Below are 15,681 nucleotides of genomic sequence, written 5' to 3' on the forward strand. Positions count from 1 at the left end.
GCGGGGGGCGCGACCCGCCGATGGGCACTTATCGGCGCATATCAGGGTCGACTCAGGGGCCGGATAGGTCCATGGACCCTGTCCGGGCCCTGGTCCGGGCCGCTAACGTCACCCCGTGGCAATGTTCCGACTCCAAGGCAGCAAGACGCTCGCCGTCGATCTCACCGGCGACGCCGTCAAGGCGAAGAACGGCTCGATGGTCGCGTACGACGGCCGGATGGCGTTCAAGAAGATGTCCGGCGGCGGTGAGGGGATCCGCGGCATGGTGACCCGCCGGCTCACCGGCGAGCAGATGACCGTGATGGAAGTGACAGGGCAGGGCACCTGCTACTTCGCCGACCGCGCGAGCGAGATCAACCTCGTGTCGCTGCGCGGCGAGAAGCTCTATGTGGAGGCGAGCAATCTGCTCTGCACCGACGCCGGGCTGCGCACCGGCACCACCTTCACCGGGCTGCGCGGCGGGGCGACCGGCAACGGCCTGTTCACCACCACCGTCGAGGGCACCGGCCAGGCGGCGATCATGTCGGACGGCTCGGCCGTGGTGCTGCGGGTGACGGCCCAGTACCCGCTGTTCGTCGACCCCGGCGCGTACATCGCCCACCAGGGCAACCTCCAGCAGCACTTCCAGTCCGGGGTGAACTTCCGGACGCTGATGGGCGAGGGCTCGGGCGAGTCGTTCCAGATCCGGTTCGAGGGCGAGGGCCTCGTCTACGTGCAGCCGAGCGAGCGGAACACCATCGGGGGCGATGTCTGATGCCGTTCCGTGAGATCAACTCGAAGATGGTCGAGGCGACGGTGGTCCCCGGCCAGAAGATGTTCAGCCAGCGCGGCGCGATGCTCGCGTACCGCGGCGAGGTGTCGTTCACGCCGAACATCCAGGGCGGCCAGGGCGGCCTGATGTCGATGATCGGCCGACGGGTGGCGAACGAGGCGACCCCGCTGATGACGGTCGAGGGCAGCGGCACGGTGATGTTCGGCCACGGCGGCCACCACATCCAGGTGATCAACCTGGCCGGCGACACCCTCTACGTGGAGGCCGACCGGCTGCTCGCCTTCGACGGGACGTTGCAGCAGGGCACGATGTTCATGGGTGCGCAGGGCGGGGTCATGGGCATGGTGCGCGGTCAGGTGACCGGGCAGGGCCTGTTCACCACGACACTGAAGGGCCATGGCGCGGTCGCGGTGATGGCGCACGGCGGGGTGATCGAGCTGCCGATCACCCCGGGCCGCGAGGTGCATGTGGACCCCCAGGCGTATGTCGCGCACCACGGCGACGTACGCAACAAGCTCTCCACCGCGCTCGGCTGGCGCGACATGGTGGGGCGCGGCTCCGGCGAGGCGTTCCAGCTGGAGCTCAGCGGCAGTGGCGCGGTGTACGTCCAGGCGTCGGAGGAGAAGCTGTGAGCACGCCCGTGATCTTCGATCCGATGACGCTGCCGTCGGACGACAACGTCAACTCGTACACCTTCTGCGTGGAGCTCAAGGGGAGCCAGTGGTTCCTGCAGAAGGGCAAGATGATCGCCTACTACGGGCGGATCGAGTTCAACGGCATCGGGCACGGTCGCTTCGAGCGGCTGATCCGTACGAGCTTCCACTCGCCGCTGCACGCGAGCGACTGGGTGGTGGCCGAGGGCAGCGGCAAGATGCTGCTCGCCGACCGGGCGTTCGACGTGAACTCGTACGACCTGGAGGACGGGAACCTGACGATCCGTTCCGGCAACCTCCTCGCGTACCAGCCGACGCTGGCACTCAAGCAGTCGATCGTGCCGGGCTTTCTCACGCTGATCGGTACGGGGAAGTTCGTGGCCGCGTCGAACGGTCCGGTGGTCTTCATGGAGCCGCCGCTGCGGGTCGATCCGCAGGCGCTGGTGGGCTGGGCGGACTGCCCCTCACCCTGCCACCACTACGACCACGGCTACATGACGGGCGTGATGGGCGGGCTCAGATCGCTGACGGGGATCGGCGGGACGTCGGGCGAGGAGCACCAGTTCGAGTTCGTCGGCGCCGGTACGGTGCTGCTCCAGTCGACGGAGGTCCTGATGCCCGAACAGGCCACGGGACTGACTCCGCAGCAGGCCGGGGTGCCGGGCGGTGGGCAGCACTCACCCGGTGCAGGTCAACCCGGCTCCGCCCCCCGTCTGCCCGGGCAGCTGGGGGACCTCCAGCGCCGCTTCGGTTTGTGAACGGTAGTCTGCAGAGTGTGACGTCGAACGTCTGCGCCCAGCCCGGACCGAACTCCTGAGCCGGTCTCCGGGCGGGTGCCGGACATCACACCCAGTCTAGTTCGTCCAGATTTCAACTTCTTAGGTAGAATCCATACATGGAGACCGAGACGGCCACCCGCTGGCTGAGCGACGCGGAGCAGTGCGCCTGGCGCACCCACCTGGACGTCAGCAGACTGCTGATGCATCAGCTGGAGAAGGATCTCCAGCCGTTCGACCTGACCATGAACGACTACGAAATCCTGGTCAACCTCTCGGAGTCGGACGGCCAGCGCATGCGGATGAGCGACCTCGCCGCCGCCACTCTGCAGTCCAAGAGCCGGCTCTCGCACCAGATCACGCGGATGGAGTCGGCCGGGCTGGTCCGCCGGGAGAACTGCGAGTCCGACCGGCGTGGGCTGTTCGCGGTACTCACGGAGACGGGCGCGGAGACGATGCACAAGGTCGCGCCGCACCACGTCGCTTCGGTGCGCAAACACTTCATGGACCTGCTGACGCCCGAAGCACTGGCGGACCTGCACGCGGCGCTGACACCGGTCGCGGATCATCTGCGGGGGCGGCGGGGCAAGCCGTAGCGCGGCGGGGCGCGCGGGTGGGGTGCGCCGTCGCGGGGGCGCGGCCGCTTCGTCCTCGATCGCCGGACGGGCTCGATCCGCCCGGGGGCGTGCTCATCAGCGGGCCCCGTGCCGACCTCATCTGCCTGGATCCGGCCTTGCCGGCAGGCGCAGTTCGAAGCGGGCACCGCCTTCCGGGGACCGGCTGACCGTCAGGGTGCCCTGATGTCTGCGGGCCACGTCTCTCGCTATGGCGAGGCCCAGGCCCGCGCCGCCCTCGTCGCGGCTGCGGGCGTCGTCCAGGCGCACGAAGCGTTCGAAGATCCGCTCACGCTCGGGCTCCGGAACGCCCGGCCCGTCGTCGCTGACCGCGACCACCACGCTGCCGCGTACCGTACGCACCGAGACGGCGACCGAACTCTCCGCGTGACGCTCGGCGTTGTCCAGCAGGTTGCCGATGATTCGCGCCAACTGACTGCGTGAGCCGGTGACTTCGAGAGGCTCCGACGGCGGTACGGACACCGTCACCGTGATCCGGTCGCCGGTGCGCTGCGAGACCTCCTCGTGGACGAGCGCGCCCATGTCCAGCCGGGTGCCCCCCGGCCGCTCCCCCGCGTCCAGCCTGGCCAGCAGCAACAGATCGGCGGCCAGCGCCTGGAGCCGCACGGTGTCCGTGACCGCCCCCGGCACATCCAGCAGCTCCGGATGGGCCGCGCCCACCTCCAACTGTGTCCGCAGGGACGCGATCGGGCTGCGCAGCTCGTGCGAGGCGTCCGCGACGAAGCGCCGCTGACGGTCGACCGAGGCCTCCAGCGCGGTCAGGGTCTCGTTGGTGGTACGGGCCAGCCGGGCGATCTCGTCGCGCGAACCGGGCTCCGGCACCCGCCGGGACAGATCCTCGGACGCCGTGATCGCGGACATCTCCGCCCGGATGCCCTCGACCGGCCGCAGCGCGCGCCTTGTCATCAGCCAGGTCACCGCGGCGACGATCAGCAGCATCACGGGCAGCCCGATCAGCATCGCGCGGCTCACACTGCCGACCGCCTTCTGTTCGGTGGCGAGCGGGGCGCCCGCGTGGACGGTCAGGGTCACACCGGCGCCGGTGGTCGCGGAGACCGAGGCGAAGCGGTAGTCGGCCGTGCCGCCGTCGACGGTGGCGGTGCCGTTGGTGAAGTCCGGGTCGTCGGTGGAGACTTCACCGCGGGCGGGAATGCTGACGTTCGCATCGTCGTCGCCCCGGTCTTCGCCTCCGTGGCGGTCGCCGCCGCCGTCGTCGTCCGTGTCGGTGCCGGTACTCGTCGGCACGGCCGATGCCTGGGGCTCGACCCGGTCCGTGCCCGTGCCGGTGATCGCCACCAGGTCCTCGGACACGGCCACCAGCCGCCCGTCCTCGTCGGTCACCTGGACCGGGTGCTCCTCCGCGTCGGGCAGGTCCAGCTGGGGGACCGGCACATCGAGGGCCAGCTGTCCGGCGACCTCACGGGCCGCCACCTCCGCCTGGAGGCCGGCCTGATCGGTGAGGTTGGCGCGCAGGACGAGGAGTACGGCGAGCCCGGCGCCGATCAGGGCGACCGCGACCACCACCGTGGCGCCGAGCGCGGTCCTGGCCCGCACCGATCTCACAGCGCCTCCAGCCGGTAGCCGGCGCCGCGCACCGTGCGGATGGCCGCGGCGGAGAGCTTGCGCCGCAGCGCGCTCACGTACACCTCGACGATGTTCGGGTCCCCGTCGTACGCGAAGTCCCAGACGTGTTCCAGGATGTCCGCCTTGCTGACCACCTGTCCCGCCCGCAGGGCCAGCTGCTCCAGCACGGCGAACTCCTTGGCGGTAAGGGTGACTTCGTCCTCGCCGAGGAGGACGCGGCGGGCGGCGGTGTCCATCCGCAGTGCGCCGACGGTGAGCACGGGCGAGGCGGAACCGCCGCCCCGGCGCCGCAGCAGTGCCCGGATCCGGGCGACCAGCACCACGTACGAGAACGGCTTGGTCAGATAGTCGTCGGCGCCGGTGTCCAGCCCCTCCGCCTCGTCGTACTCCCCGTCCTTCGCCGTCAGCATCAGGATCGGCACCTCGTGGCCGGCGGCGCGCAGGGCGGCGCAGACCCGGTAGCCGTTCATCCCCGGCAGCATGATGTCGAGAACGACGAGGTCGTACGCCCCTCCGCCCGCCCGGTGCAGCCCTTCGAGTCCGTCGTGCACGACGTCCACGGCGAAGCCCTCGGCGGTGAGTCCCCCGGCCAGGGACATCGCCAGCCGCTTCTCGTCCTCCACTATCAACAGACGCATACGCACAGAGTGGCAAACGGAACCTGAAGACGGCTTCAGGTGGCTTCAGGCTGCGTTCAGCATCGGTGCGCCACGGTGGTTCACGTCGAACACGGGCAACCCACATCGGGAGGAACCCTCATGAAGCACAGGATCGCCATCGCCGCCGTCACCGCGGCCGTACTCATCGGCGGCGGGACCGCCGCGGCCGCCGCCTTCGCCGACGACAGCGGCCGGGACAGCCACGACAGCGCGGAGGTGCTCGGCAAGCACACCTCCGACGACGACACCAACGACGACCGCGGCCTGCACACGTCGCGGCCGGCCTCCGTCACGCGCTCCGCTGCGATCGACGCCGCTCTGCGCTCGGCGCCGGGCACGGTCACCTCGATCGAGCTCGACGACGCCGACCGGAGTGGCGGAGCGCCGCACTGGGAGGTCGAGATCAACGGCAAGGACGGCAGGCACCACGAGCTGAACGTGGACGCCAGGACCGCCGCGGTCACCCCCCACCACTCGGACGACGGTCACCACGGGGGCGGCCGGCACGAGCATGACCGGCACGACGACCGCGACGACGACTGATCAGGGCGCGTAGCCCGAGAGCGCCGTTCCGTCGGCCAAGATCGGATACACCACGTCGCCCGGCGCGATCAGCTCCGGCTCGGCCCTCCCCGCGGGCCGGCCGGAGTGGACCTTCACGCCCTTGCTGTCGGCGTTTCCCTCGGTATGCGGGTCGCGAGGAAGCGGCCCTTCATCGACGCGTCCTCGGCGCACACCACCCCGGGCGGCAGGCGGCCCGCACGCCGCCCGCCCCGGTTGTCAGGCCCCGGTGATTCCCGCCACCAGTTCGTCCGCCGCGGCGTACGGGTCCAGGCGGCCCGCCACGATGCGTTCGGCCAGGGAGTCCAGGCGACGGTCGCCGTGGAGGTCGTCGATGCGTTCGCGGAGTCTGGTGACCGCGATCGTCTCGACCTCGCGGGCCGCGCGCGCCGCCCGCCGCTCGGCGAGGACCCCGTGCTCCTCCATCCACGCCCGGTGCTTCTCCAGCGCCTCGACGACCTCGTCGATGCCCTCACCCCGGGCGGCGACCGTCTTCACGATCGGCGGTCGCCAGTCGCCGGGCCCCCGGGACTCCCCGAGGCCCAGCATGTGGTTGAGCTCCCGCGCGGTGGCGTCCGCACCGTCCCGGTCGGCCTTGTTGACGACGTACACATCGCCGATCTCCAGGATTCCGGCCTTGGCCGCCTGGATGCCGTCGCCCATGCCCGGGGCGAGCAGGACCACGGAGGTGTCGGCCTGGGAGGCGATCTCCACCTCCGACTGGCCGACGCCGACCGTCTCCACCAGGACCACGTCGCAGCCCGCCGCGTCCAGCACCCGGATCGCCTGCGGCGCCGACCAGGCGAGGCCGCCGAGATGTCCGCGGGTGGCCATGGAACGGATGTAGACGCCGGGGTCGGAGGCGTGCTCCGACATCCGGACCCGGTCGCCGAGGAGCGCGCCCCCGGAGAACGGCGACGACGGGTCGACAGCCAGTACACCGACGCGCTTGCCGGCCCGCCGGTACGCCGAGACGAGCGCCGACGTGGAGGTCGACTTACCGACACCGGGCGAACCGGTCAGGCCGACGACGTACGCGTTCCCGGCCAGCGGCGCGAGGGCCGCCATCACCTCGCGCAGCTGCGGCGACGCCCCCTCCACCAGCGAGATGAGCCGGGCCACGGCCCGCGGCCGGCCCTCACGGGCCTGCTCGACCAGGGTGGGGACGTCCACCATTACCGCTCCGTTCGGTTCGCTCTGCAGCTGCGTACGTACGACTACTACTTGCCCGGAACGCGAATGATCAGCGCATCGCCCTGGCCGCCACCGCCGCACAGCGCTGCCGCACCCGTGCCGCCGCCACGCCGCTTCAGCTCCAGCGCCAGGTGCAGCACCACACGGGCGCCGGACATCCCGATCGGGTGACCCAGCGCGATCGCGCCGCCGTTGACGTTCACCTTTTCCGGGGAGACGCCGAGGTCCTTCATCGACTGGACGGCGACGGCCGCGAACGCCTCGTTGATCTCGATGAGGTCGAGGTCCTCGACGGAGAGGCCGTCCTTCTTCAGCGCGTGCTTGATCGCGTTGGACGGCTGCGACTGCAGCGAGTTGTCCGGGCCCGCCACATTGCCGTGCGCGCCGATCTCGGCGATCCAGTCCAGGCCCAGCTCCTCGGCCTTGGTCCTGCTCATCACGACGACCGCCGCGGCGCCGTCGGAGATCTGCGAGGAGGTGCCGGCAGTGATCGTGCCGTCCTTGGTGAAGGCCGGGCGCAGCTTGCCGAGGGACTCGACGGTCGTCTCGGCGCGGATGCCCTCGTCCTTGGAGAAGAGGACCGGGTCGCCCTTGCGCTGCGGGATCTCGACCGGGGTGATCTCGGCCTCGAAGAGACCGTTCTTCTGGGCGGCGGCGGCGCGCTGGTGGGACAGGGCGCCGATCTCGTCCTGGTCCAGGCGCTTCAGGCCGAGACGGGTGTTGTGCTTCTCGGTGGATTCACCCATCGGGATGTTCTCGTACGCGTCGGTCAGACCGTCGTACGCCATCGAGTCGAGCATCTCGATCGCGCCGTACTTGTAGCCCTCGCGGGACTTCGGGAGCAGGTGCGGGGCGTTGGTCATGGACTCCTGGCCACCGGCGACCACGACGTCGAACTCGCCGGCCCGGATCAGCTGGTCGGCCAGCGCGATGGCGTCGAGCCCGGACAGACACACCTTGTTGACGGTGAGTGCCGGAACGTTCATCGGGATGCCTGCCTTGACCGCGGCCTGGCGTGCCGGGATCTGCCCCGCCCCGGCCTGGAGCACCTGGCCCATGATCACGTACTCGACCTGGTCGCCGCCGATGCCGGCCCGGTCCAGCGCGGCCTTGATGGCGAAGCCGCCGAGGTCGGCTGCGGAGAAGCTCTTCAGGGAGCCGAGAAGACGCCCCATGGGCGTACGGGCGCCCGCGACGATCACTGAGGTGGTACCGGTCGTTCCAGACATGAGGCACGGCCCCTTGGATTAGATGTGAACGAGGGTTTACTCGAATGTACTGAGCGGTACCCCGCCCGTCATCCGGCAGCGGGTGTGATCGCGCGCACGTTGCGTAACCATCGGTTGAGCGCTCCACTGTTGTCCATGCTGACGCGAATCGACCACATCGGGATCGCCTGTTTCGACCTCGACAGGACTGTCGAGTTCTACCGCTCGACCTATGGCTTCGAAGTGTTCCACTCCGAGGTCAACGAGGAGCAGGGCGTGCGGGAGGCCATGCTCAAGATCAATGAGACCTCGGACGGCGGTGCCTCGTACCTCCAGTTGCTCGAACCCACTCGCGAGGACTCGGCCGTCGGTAAATGGCTGGCCAAGAACGGCGAGGGGGTCCACCACATCGCCTTCGGCACCGCGGACGTCGACGCGGACGCGGCGGACATCCGTTCCAAGGGCGTCCGGGTGCTGTACGACGAGCCCAGGACCGGCTCGATGGGGTCCCGGATCACCTTCCTGCACCCCAAGGACTGCCACGGCGTCCTCACCGAACTGGTCACGTCCGCAGCGGAGCACTGACCTCCGGATACCTGGCCCGGTAGAGTGGGCGATTCCGGGCCGGGGCCGGGTCGGGGCCGCGCCGCGTCCCCAGCCGTTGATCTGTCACCATTCCCCGGGGGACCGTTCGCCGGCGAACGGTACTCGTTTCGAGAGTTGCGACCAGGGGACGGATGGGACCGCGCAGTGCGGGGCTACGAACGCCAGGAGAGCCACCGAGCTGACGACGACCACCTCTCGCGGTTCGAAGCCGAGATGGATCGGCTGAAGACCGACCGGGAGAAGGCCGTCCAGCACGCCGAGGACCTCGGTTACCAGGTCGAGGTCTTGCGCGCCAAGCTGCATGAGGCTCGGCGCAATCTCGCGACCCGTCCCGCGTACGACAGCGCGGACATCGGCTACCAGGCCGAACAGCTGCTCCGTAATGCCCAGATCCAGGCTGATCAGCTGCGGACCGACGCCGAGCGCGAGCTCCGTGACGCCCGGGCGCAGACGCAGCGGATCCTGCAGGAGCACGCCGAACACCAGGCGCGGCTGCAGGCCGAGCTGCACAACGAGGCCGTGCAGCGGCGGCAGCAGCTCGACCAGGAGCTCGCGGAGCGCCGCCAGACCGTCGAGTCGCACGTCAACGAGAACGTCGCCTGGGCCGAGCAGCTGCGGGCCCGGACCGAGTCCCAGGCCCGCCGGCTGCTCGACGAGTCGCGGGCCGAGGCCGAGCAGTCCCTGTCCGGCGCCCGCGCCGAGGCCGTCCGGCTCGCGGACGAGACCCGGCAGCGGCTCGGCTCCGAGGCGGAGTCCGCCCGCGCCGAGGCCGAGACCATCCTGCTGCGCGCCCGCAAGGACGCCGAGCGGCTGCTCAACGCCGCGTCCAACCAGGCGCAGGAGGCCACCAGCCACGCCGAGCAGCTGCGCACGTCGACGAACGCGGAGACCGAGCAGACCAGACAGCAGACCGCCGAGCTGAACCGGGCCGCCGAGCAGCGCATGCAGGAGGCCGAGACGCAGCTGCGCGAGGCCCGCCTGGAGGCCGAGAAGGTCCTCACGGAGGCGAAGGAGGCCGCGGTCAAGCGGCTGGCCGGCGCCGAGTCGCAGAACGAGCAGCGCACCCGTACGGCCAAGTCGGAGATCGCCCGGCTGGTCGGCGAGGCCACGAAGGACGCCGAGGCGCTGAAGGCGGAGGCCGAGCAGGCGCTCGCCGACGCCCGTGCCGAGGCGGAGCGGCTCACGTCCGAGGCGCAGGAGAAGGCCCGCACAGCGGCCGCCGAGGACACCGCGGCCCAGCTCGCCAAGGCGGCCAGGGCCGCCGAGGAGGTGCTGACCAAGGCATCCGAGGACGCGAAGTCCACCACCCGCGCGGCGAGCGAGGAGGCCGACCGGATCCGCCGCGAGGCGGAGGCCGAGGCGGACCGGCTGCGCGGCGAGGCGGCGGAGCAGGCCGACCAGCTCAAGGGCGCGGCCAAGGACGACACCAAGGAGTACCGGGCCAAGACGGTCGAGCTGCAGGAGGAGGCGCGCAGGCTGCGCGGCGAGGCCGAGCAGCTGCGCTCCGAGGCGGTCGCCGAGGGCGAGCGGATCCGCGGCGAGGCCCGCCGCGAGGCCGTCCAGCAGATCGAGGAGGGCGCGAAGACCGCCGAGGAACTGCTGTCCAAGGCGAAGGCGGACGCGGAGGAGCTGCGGACCTCCGCGGGCACCGAGAGCGAACGGGTCCGTGCCGAGGCGATCGAGCGCGCCTCGGTGCTGCGCAAGCAGGCCGAGGAGGCCCTGGAGCGGGCCCGCGCGGAGGCCGAGCGGCTGCGTACCGAGTCCGAGGAGCAGGCGGAGTCCACCACGACAGCGGCCGAGCAGGCCGCGGCGGAGCTCCGTGAGGAGACCGAGCGTGCGGTCGCGGCCCGGCATGCCGAGGCGGCCGATGAGCTGATCCGGCTGCATACCGAGGCCGAGACCCGGGTCACCACCGCCGAGCAGGCACTCACGGACGCGCGCGCCGAGGCGGAGCGGATCCGGCGCGAGACGAACGAGGAGTCCGAGCGGCTGCGCGCGGAGGCCGCCGAGCGGCTGCGCGCCCTGCAGCAGCAGTCCGAGACCGAGGCCGAGCGGCTGCGCGACGAGGCGGCGGCGGATGCGTCGCGGTCCCGTGCGGAGGGCGAGGCCGTCGCCGTACGGCTGCGCAGCGAGGCGGCATCCGAGGCGGAGCGGCTCAGGACCGAGGCGCAGGAGAGCGCCGACCGGGTGCGGTCCGAGGCCGCGGCCGCGGCCGAGCGGGTCGGCACCGAGGCCGCCGAGGCACTGGCCGCCGCCCAGGAGGAGGCGAACCGGCGCCGCCGCGAGGCCGAGGAGACCCTCGACGCCGCGCGCACGGAGGCCACCCAGGAGCGCGAGCGGGCCCGCGAGCAGAGCGAGGAGCTCCTCGCCTCCGCCCGTAAGCGGGTCGAGGAGGCGCAGGCCGAGGCCCAGCGGCTGGTCGGCGAGGCGGACGCCCGGGCGACCGAGATGGTCTCCGCCGCCGAGCAGACCGCCCAGCAGGTACGGGATTCGGTCTCCGGGCTCCACGAGCAGGCCGAGGCGGAGATCGCCGGGCTGCGTTCCACCGCCGAGCATGTCGCGGAGCGGACGAAGTCCGAGGCGCAGGAGGAGGCGGACCGGGTCCGCGCCGACGCGTACGCGGAGCGGGAGCGGGCCGGCGAGGACTCGGCGCGCATCCGCCGGGAGGCCCAGGAGGAGTCCGAGGCCGCGAAGGCGATGGCCGAGCGGACCCTCAGCGACGCGATCACCGAGTCGGAGCGGCTGCGCACCGACACCGCGGAGTACAGCCAGCGGATGCGTACCGAGGCGTCGGATGCGCTGGCCTCGGCCGAGCAGGACGCTGCGCGCAGCCGCGCGGAGGCCCGCGAGGACGCCAACCGGATGCGTTCGGACGCCGCGGCCCAGGCCGACCGGCTGGTGGGCGAGGCGACGGGCGAGGCCGAGCGGATCCTTACCGAGGCGACGCAGCAGGCGACCGAACTCGTCGGCGACGCCACCGACGAGGCGGAGCGGCTGCGTGCGGAGGCGTCAGCCACCGTCGGCTCGGCGCAGGAGCACGCTGCCCGCACCCGCGAGGAGTCGGAGCGGGTGCGCGCCGACGCGGAGGCGGCGGCCGAGCAGATGCGCGGGGAGGCCCGCGAGGAGGCGGACCGGCTGCTCGACGAGGCGCGCGAGGCGGCGGCGAAGCGCCGTGCCGACGCCGCCGAGCAGGCCGACCAGCTCGTCAACAAGGCCCAGGAGGAGGCGCTGCGCGCCGCCACCGAGGCCGAGAAGCAGGCCGACACGATGGTCGGCGCGGCCCGCAAGGAGGCCGTGCGGATCACCGCGGAGGCGACCGTCGAGGGCAACTCGCTGGTGGAGCGGGCCCGTACGGACGCGGACGAGCTGCTGGTCGGCGCCCGCCGGGACGCCACGGCCATACGGGAGCGGGCCGAGGAGCTCCGGGCCCGTCTGGAGAGCGAGATCGAGGAGCTGCACGACCGGGCGCGGCGCGAGACCTCCGAGCAGATGAAGACGGCGGGCGAGCGCGTCGACAAGCTGATGAAGGCGGCGACGGAGCAGCGCGAAGAAGCTACGGCGAAGGCCAAGGAGCTGCTGGCGGACGCGAATTCGGAGGCGAGCAAGGTCCGGATCGCCGCCGTGAAGCGGGCCGAGTCGCTGCTGAAGGAGGCCGAGCAGAAGAAGGCCAGCATGGTCCGCGAGGCCGAGAAGCTGCGCGCCGACGCCGAGCAGGAGGCGAAGAAGACGGTGGACGAGGGCCGTCGCGAGCTCGATGTCCTGGTGCGCCGGCGCGAGGACATCAACACGGAGATCTCCCGTGTCCAGGACGTCCTGGAGGCGTTGGAGTCCTTCGAGGCACCGGGCAGCGGCAAGGGTGCGGGCGGCGGTTCCACGGGCGGCGTCAAAGCCGGGGCCTCGGCCGGCACTCGATCGAGTGGCAAGTCGTCCGAGGGGTAGTCACCCGGCCGAGTCACATGCTTCGACAAGGAGGTTCGCCCCTCCGAGTGGCAAGGGTTCCGGGGGTTAGCCACTCAAAAGGGGGGTCATTCTCCAGATCAAACGGGCATCCACTCGATGACACGCCGCTCGGGCCCCTAGGATTCCCCCTATCACCTCACCGGTCTTACTTCGACAGGAACCCCATGAGTGACCCTTCCTCCCCCTTCGGCTTCGAGCTCGTGCGGCGTGGTTACGACCGCGGTCAGGTGGATGACCGCATTACCAAGCTCGTCGCCGACCGTGATAGTGCTCTCACCCGCATCACGTCTCTGGAAAAGCGCATCGAGGAGCTGCACCTCGAAACGCAGAACGCCCAGGCCCAGGTGAACGACGCGGAGCCGTCGTACGCCGGTCTCGGTGCGCGCGTGGAGAAGATCCTCCGCCTCGCCGAGGAGGAGGCGAAGGACCTGCGCGAGGAGGCCCGTCGCGCCGCCGAGCAGCACCGCGAGCTCGCCGAGTCTGCCGCCCAGCAGGTGCGCAACGACGCCGAGTCGTTCGCCACCGAGCGCAAGGCGAAGGCCGAGGACGAGGGCGTACGCATCGTCGAGAAGGCCAAGGGTGAGGCCGGCTCGCTGCGCACCGAGGCCCAGAAGGACGCGGCGCAGAAGCGCGAGGAGGCGGATGCCCTCTTCGAGGAGACCCGCGCCAAGGCCGCCCAGGCCGCCGCGGACTTCGAGACCAACCTGGCCAAGCGCCGCGACCAGTCGGAGCGCGACCTCGCGTCCCGTCAGGCCAAGGCCGAGAAGCGCCTCGCCGAGATCGAGCACCGTGCCGAGCAGCTCCGCCTGGAGGCCGAGAAGCTCCGTACGGACGCCGAGCGCCGGGCCCGCCAGACGGTGGAGACCGCGCAGCGTCAGGCCGAGGACATCGTGGCCGACGCGAACGCGAAGGCCGACCGGATCCGCAGCGAATCGGAGCGCGAGCTGGCGGCGCTCACCAACCGCCGCGACTCGATCAACGCGCAGCTGACCAACGTCCGCGAGATGCTGGCGACGCTGACCGGTGCCGCGGTGGCCGCCGCCGGTTCGCCGGTGGACGACGAGCCCGTCACCCGTGGGGTCCCGGCTCAGCAGACCCGCTGATCCCTCAGTACCTCAGCTGTACCCCTTGCGCGCCCGGTTCCGCCCTTGTGGTGGCGCCGGGCGCGCGCCCGTTCTAGCGTGAGCGCATGATCGAGCTTGATGGTCTCACCAAGCGCTTCGGTAACAAGGTTGCCGTCGACCACCTCTCATGCCAGGTCAGGCCTGGAATGGTGACGGGTTTTCTGGGCCCGAACGGGGCGGGCAAGTCCACCACGATGCGGATGATGCTCGATCTCGACAACCCGACGAGCGGATCGGTGCGGATCGACGGCAAGCACTACCGCGAGCTGTCGGAACCCCTGAAGCACATCGGCGCGCTGCTCGACGCGAAGTCCATGCACGGCGGCCGCAGCGCGTACAACAATCTGCTCTGTCTCGCGCAGAGCAATCGCATCCCGAAGAGCCGTGTCCCGGAGGTTCTCGACACCGTCGGCCTGAGCGCGGTGGCGAAGAAGAAGTCCAAGTCGTTCTCTCTCGGTATGGGGCAGCGGCTCGGAATCGCGGCCGCGCTGCTCGGTGATCCCGAGATTCTGATGTTCGACGAACCCGTCAATGGTCTGGACCCCGAGGGAATTCACTGGATTCGCAATCTGATGAAGACGCTCGCGGCGGAAGGCCGGACGATCTTCGTCTCCTCGCATCTGATGAGCGAAATGGCCCTCACCGCAGAACACTTGATCGTCATCGGCCAGGGCCGACTGCTCGCCGACACCTCGATGGCCGACTTCATCCACCAGAACTCGCGCAGTTACGTACGCATGCGCTCCCCGCAGCAGGAACGGCTGCGCGATGTGCTGCACGAGGCGGGCATCATCGCGGTCGAGTCGGGGAGCGGCATGCTGGAGATCGACGGCGCCACCAGCGAGCAGCTCGGCGAGCTGGCCGCGCAGCACCACATCGTGCTGCATGAGCTGAGCTCCCAGCGGGCCTCGCTGGAAGAAGCGTTCATGCAGATGACGGCGGACTCCGTGGAGTACCACGCCCACGCGGACCACGCCGGGCCGCCACCGGCGCTCGCGGGCCCGCAGTGGGGCGGGCAGTGGAACCTGCAGTCCGGCACCCCCGGCCCCGGAAAGGGGGCGTGACGACGATGGCATCGTCGGTACCCGCGGTCCTGAACTCCGAGTGGACCAAGATCCGTACGGTCTCCTCGACCACCTGGACCCTGATCTCCGCGTTCGTCGTCACCGTGGCGATGAGCGCGGCACTCTGCGCACTGATGAACGCCCAGTTCGACGATCTCCCCGCACCGGAGAGGGCCACTTTCGACCCGACCTTCCTCAGCTTCTCCGGCATGATCCTCGGCCAGCTGGCGATGGTCGTCTTCGGTGTCCTGGTGGTCGGTACGGAGTACAGCTCCGGCATGATCCGCACCTCGCTGGCCGCCGTACCGCAGCGCGGCTCGTTCCTCTTCAGCAAGATCGCGGTCGCCGGCGTCCTCGCCCTGGTGGTCGGCCTCGCCACCAGCTTCGTCACCTTCTTCCTCGGCCAGGCCCTGCTCGGCGACCACCGCACGGACATCGGTGCGGACAACGTCCTGCGCGCGGTCTTCGGCGGCGGCCTCTACATGGGCCTGATCGCGATCTTCTCCATGGGCGTGGCCACGATGCTGCGCAGCTCGATGCTGTCGCTCGGCATCCTGATGCCGTTCTTCTTCCTGGTCTCCCAGATCCTGTCGGCGGTCCCGGGCGCCAAGAACGTGGCCCGCTACTTCCCCGACCGGGCCGGCTCCAAGATCATGCAGGTGGTTCCGGACGCCATGCGCAGCGACCCGGCCCCGTACGGCCCGTGGGGCGGGCTCGGCATTCTGGTGGCGTGGGTGGTCGCCGCGCTGATCGGCGGCTATCTCGTACTCAAGAAGCGGGACGCGTGATCCCGGTGGAAGCGGGAGGAAGCAGAGGAAAGCAGGAGGAAGACATCCGGTTCGGTCCGATACGTGGGTGACGCACCCCCGCAACGGCTTGGCCGGA

Annotated in this window: 15 protein-coding genes; 10 read left to right on the top strand and 5 right to left on the bottom strand. The window is 70.7% G+C overall.

Annotated elements, in window-relative coordinates:
* Positions 1-121: 121 nt before the first annotated feature.
* From OHB49_RS14780 to OHB49_RS14795, 4 genes are all read left to right on the top strand, one after another.
* Positions 122-754: an AIM24 family protein gene (locus OHB49_RS14780; protein WP_037689357.1), complete on the top strand. Its 633-nt coding sequence runs from the start codon at positions 122-124 to the stop codon at positions 752-754.
* Positions 754-1,404, top strand: a complete 651-nt coding sequence (locus OHB49_RS14785; RefSeq protein WP_030916049.1) for an AIM24 family protein — start codon at positions 754-756, stop codon at positions 1,402-1,404. The genes OHB49_RS14780 and OHB49_RS14785 overlap by 1 nt, the downstream gene beginning before the upstream one ends.
* Positions 1,401-2,183 carry an AIM24 family protein gene (locus OHB49_RS14790; RefSeq protein ID WP_329160762.1) on the top strand — a complete coding sequence of 261 codons (783 nt, stop codon included), beginning with the start codon at positions 1,401-1,403 and terminating at the stop codon, positions 2,181-2,183. Before OHB49_RS14785 ends, OHB49_RS14790 begins: the two co-directional genes overlap by 4 nt.
* Before the next feature lie 137 nt (positions 2,184-2,320).
* Positions 2,321-2,797 carry a MarR family winged helix-turn-helix transcriptional regulator gene (locus OHB49_RS14795; RefSeq protein ID WP_030971487.1) on the top strand — a complete coding sequence of 159 codons (477 nt, stop codon included), beginning with the start codon at positions 2,321-2,323 and terminating at the stop codon, positions 2,795-2,797.
* Between the two features lie 117 nt (positions 2,798-2,914).
* On the opposite strand, the gene OHB49_RS14800 is transcribed toward OHB49_RS14795, so the two are convergent.
* Complete coding sequence (locus tag OHB49_RS14800) at positions 2,915-4,399, bottom strand: sensor histidine kinase (RefSeq protein ID WP_329160763.1); 1,485 nt, start codon at positions 4,397-4,399, stop codon at positions 2,915-2,917.
* On the bottom strand, positions 4,396-5,058 hold the full coding sequence (locus OHB49_RS14805) for a response regulator transcription factor (protein ID WP_030971491.1): 663 nt from the start codon (positions 5,056-5,058) through the stop codon (positions 4,396-4,398). Before OHB49_RS14805 ends, OHB49_RS14800 begins: the two co-directional genes overlap by 4 nt.
* Before the next feature lie 120 nt (positions 5,059-5,178).
* Between OHB49_RS14805 and OHB49_RS14810 the strand changes: the two genes are divergently transcribed.
* Entirely contained in the window at positions 5,179-5,622 is a 444-nt protein-coding gene (locus OHB49_RS14810; RefSeq protein WP_329160765.1) for a PepSY domain-containing protein, read from the top strand.
* On the opposite strand, the gene OHB49_RS14815 is transcribed toward OHB49_RS14810, so the two are convergent.
* Genes OHB49_RS14815 through OHB49_RS14825 form a run of 3 tightly spaced genes read right to left on the bottom strand, consistent with a single transcriptional unit; the run spans position 5,623 to position 8,063 of the window.
* The gene (locus OHB49_RS14815; RefSeq protein ID WP_329160768.1) at positions 5,623-5,814 is read right to left on the bottom strand and encodes a hypothetical protein; all 192 of its coding nucleotides are present in this window, start codon (positions 5,812-5,814) and stop codon (positions 5,623-5,625) included.
* Between the two features lie 45 nt (positions 5,815-5,859).
* Positions 5,860-6,816 carry a methylmalonyl Co-A mutase-associated GTPase MeaB gene (gene meaB / locus OHB49_RS14820; protein ID WP_329160770.1) on the bottom strand — a complete coding sequence of 319 codons (957 nt, stop codon included), beginning with the start codon at positions 6,814-6,816 and terminating at the stop codon, positions 5,860-5,862.
* A gap of 44 nt (positions 6,817-6,860) precedes the next feature.
* Complete coding sequence (locus OHB49_RS14825; RefSeq protein WP_030971497.1) at positions 6,861-8,063, bottom strand: acetyl-CoA C-acetyltransferase; 1,203 nt, start codon at positions 8,061-8,063, stop codon at positions 6,861-6,863.
* 135 nt (positions 8,064-8,198) lie between these two features.
* Between OHB49_RS14825 and mce the strand changes: the two genes are divergently transcribed.
* The 5 genes from mce (at position 8,199) to OHB49_RS14850 (ending at position 15,584) form a co-directional block, all read left to right on the top strand.
* Positions 8,199-8,627, top strand: a complete 429-nt coding sequence (mce, locus tag OHB49_RS14830; RefSeq protein WP_030916038.1) for a methylmalonyl-CoA epimerase — start codon at positions 8,199-8,201, stop codon at positions 8,625-8,627.
* Positions 8,628-8,792: 165 nt separating this feature from the next.
* A complete protein-coding gene (scy, locus tag OHB49_RS14835) occupies positions 8,793-12,587 on the top strand; it encodes a polarized growth protein Scy (RefSeq protein ID WP_329160771.1) in 3,795 nt (1,264 codons plus the stop codon).
* A 185-nt stretch (positions 12,588-12,772) separates the two neighbouring features.
* Positions 12,773-13,711 carry a cellulose-binding protein gene (locus tag OHB49_RS14840; protein ID WP_030971502.1) on the top strand — a complete coding sequence of 313 codons (939 nt, stop codon included), beginning with the start codon at positions 12,773-12,775 and terminating at the stop codon, positions 13,709-13,711.
* An 86-nt stretch (positions 13,712-13,797) separates the two neighbouring features.
* Positions 13,798-14,796, top strand: a complete 999-nt coding sequence (locus OHB49_RS14845; RefSeq protein ID WP_030971504.1) for an ABC transporter ATP-binding protein — start codon at positions 13,798-13,800, stop codon at positions 14,794-14,796.
* A 5-nt stretch (positions 14,797-14,801) separates the two neighbouring features.
* Complete coding sequence (locus tag OHB49_RS14850) at positions 14,802-15,584, top strand: ABC transporter permease subunit (protein WP_030971506.1); 783 nt, start codon at positions 14,802-14,804, stop codon at positions 15,582-15,584.
* Positions 15,585-15,681 lie beyond the last annotated feature (97 nt).

Source organism: Streptomyces sp. NBC_01717 (assembly GCF_036248255.1).
Classification (GTDB): domain Bacteria; phylum Actinomycetota; class Actinomycetes; order Streptomycetales; family Streptomycetaceae; genus Streptomyces.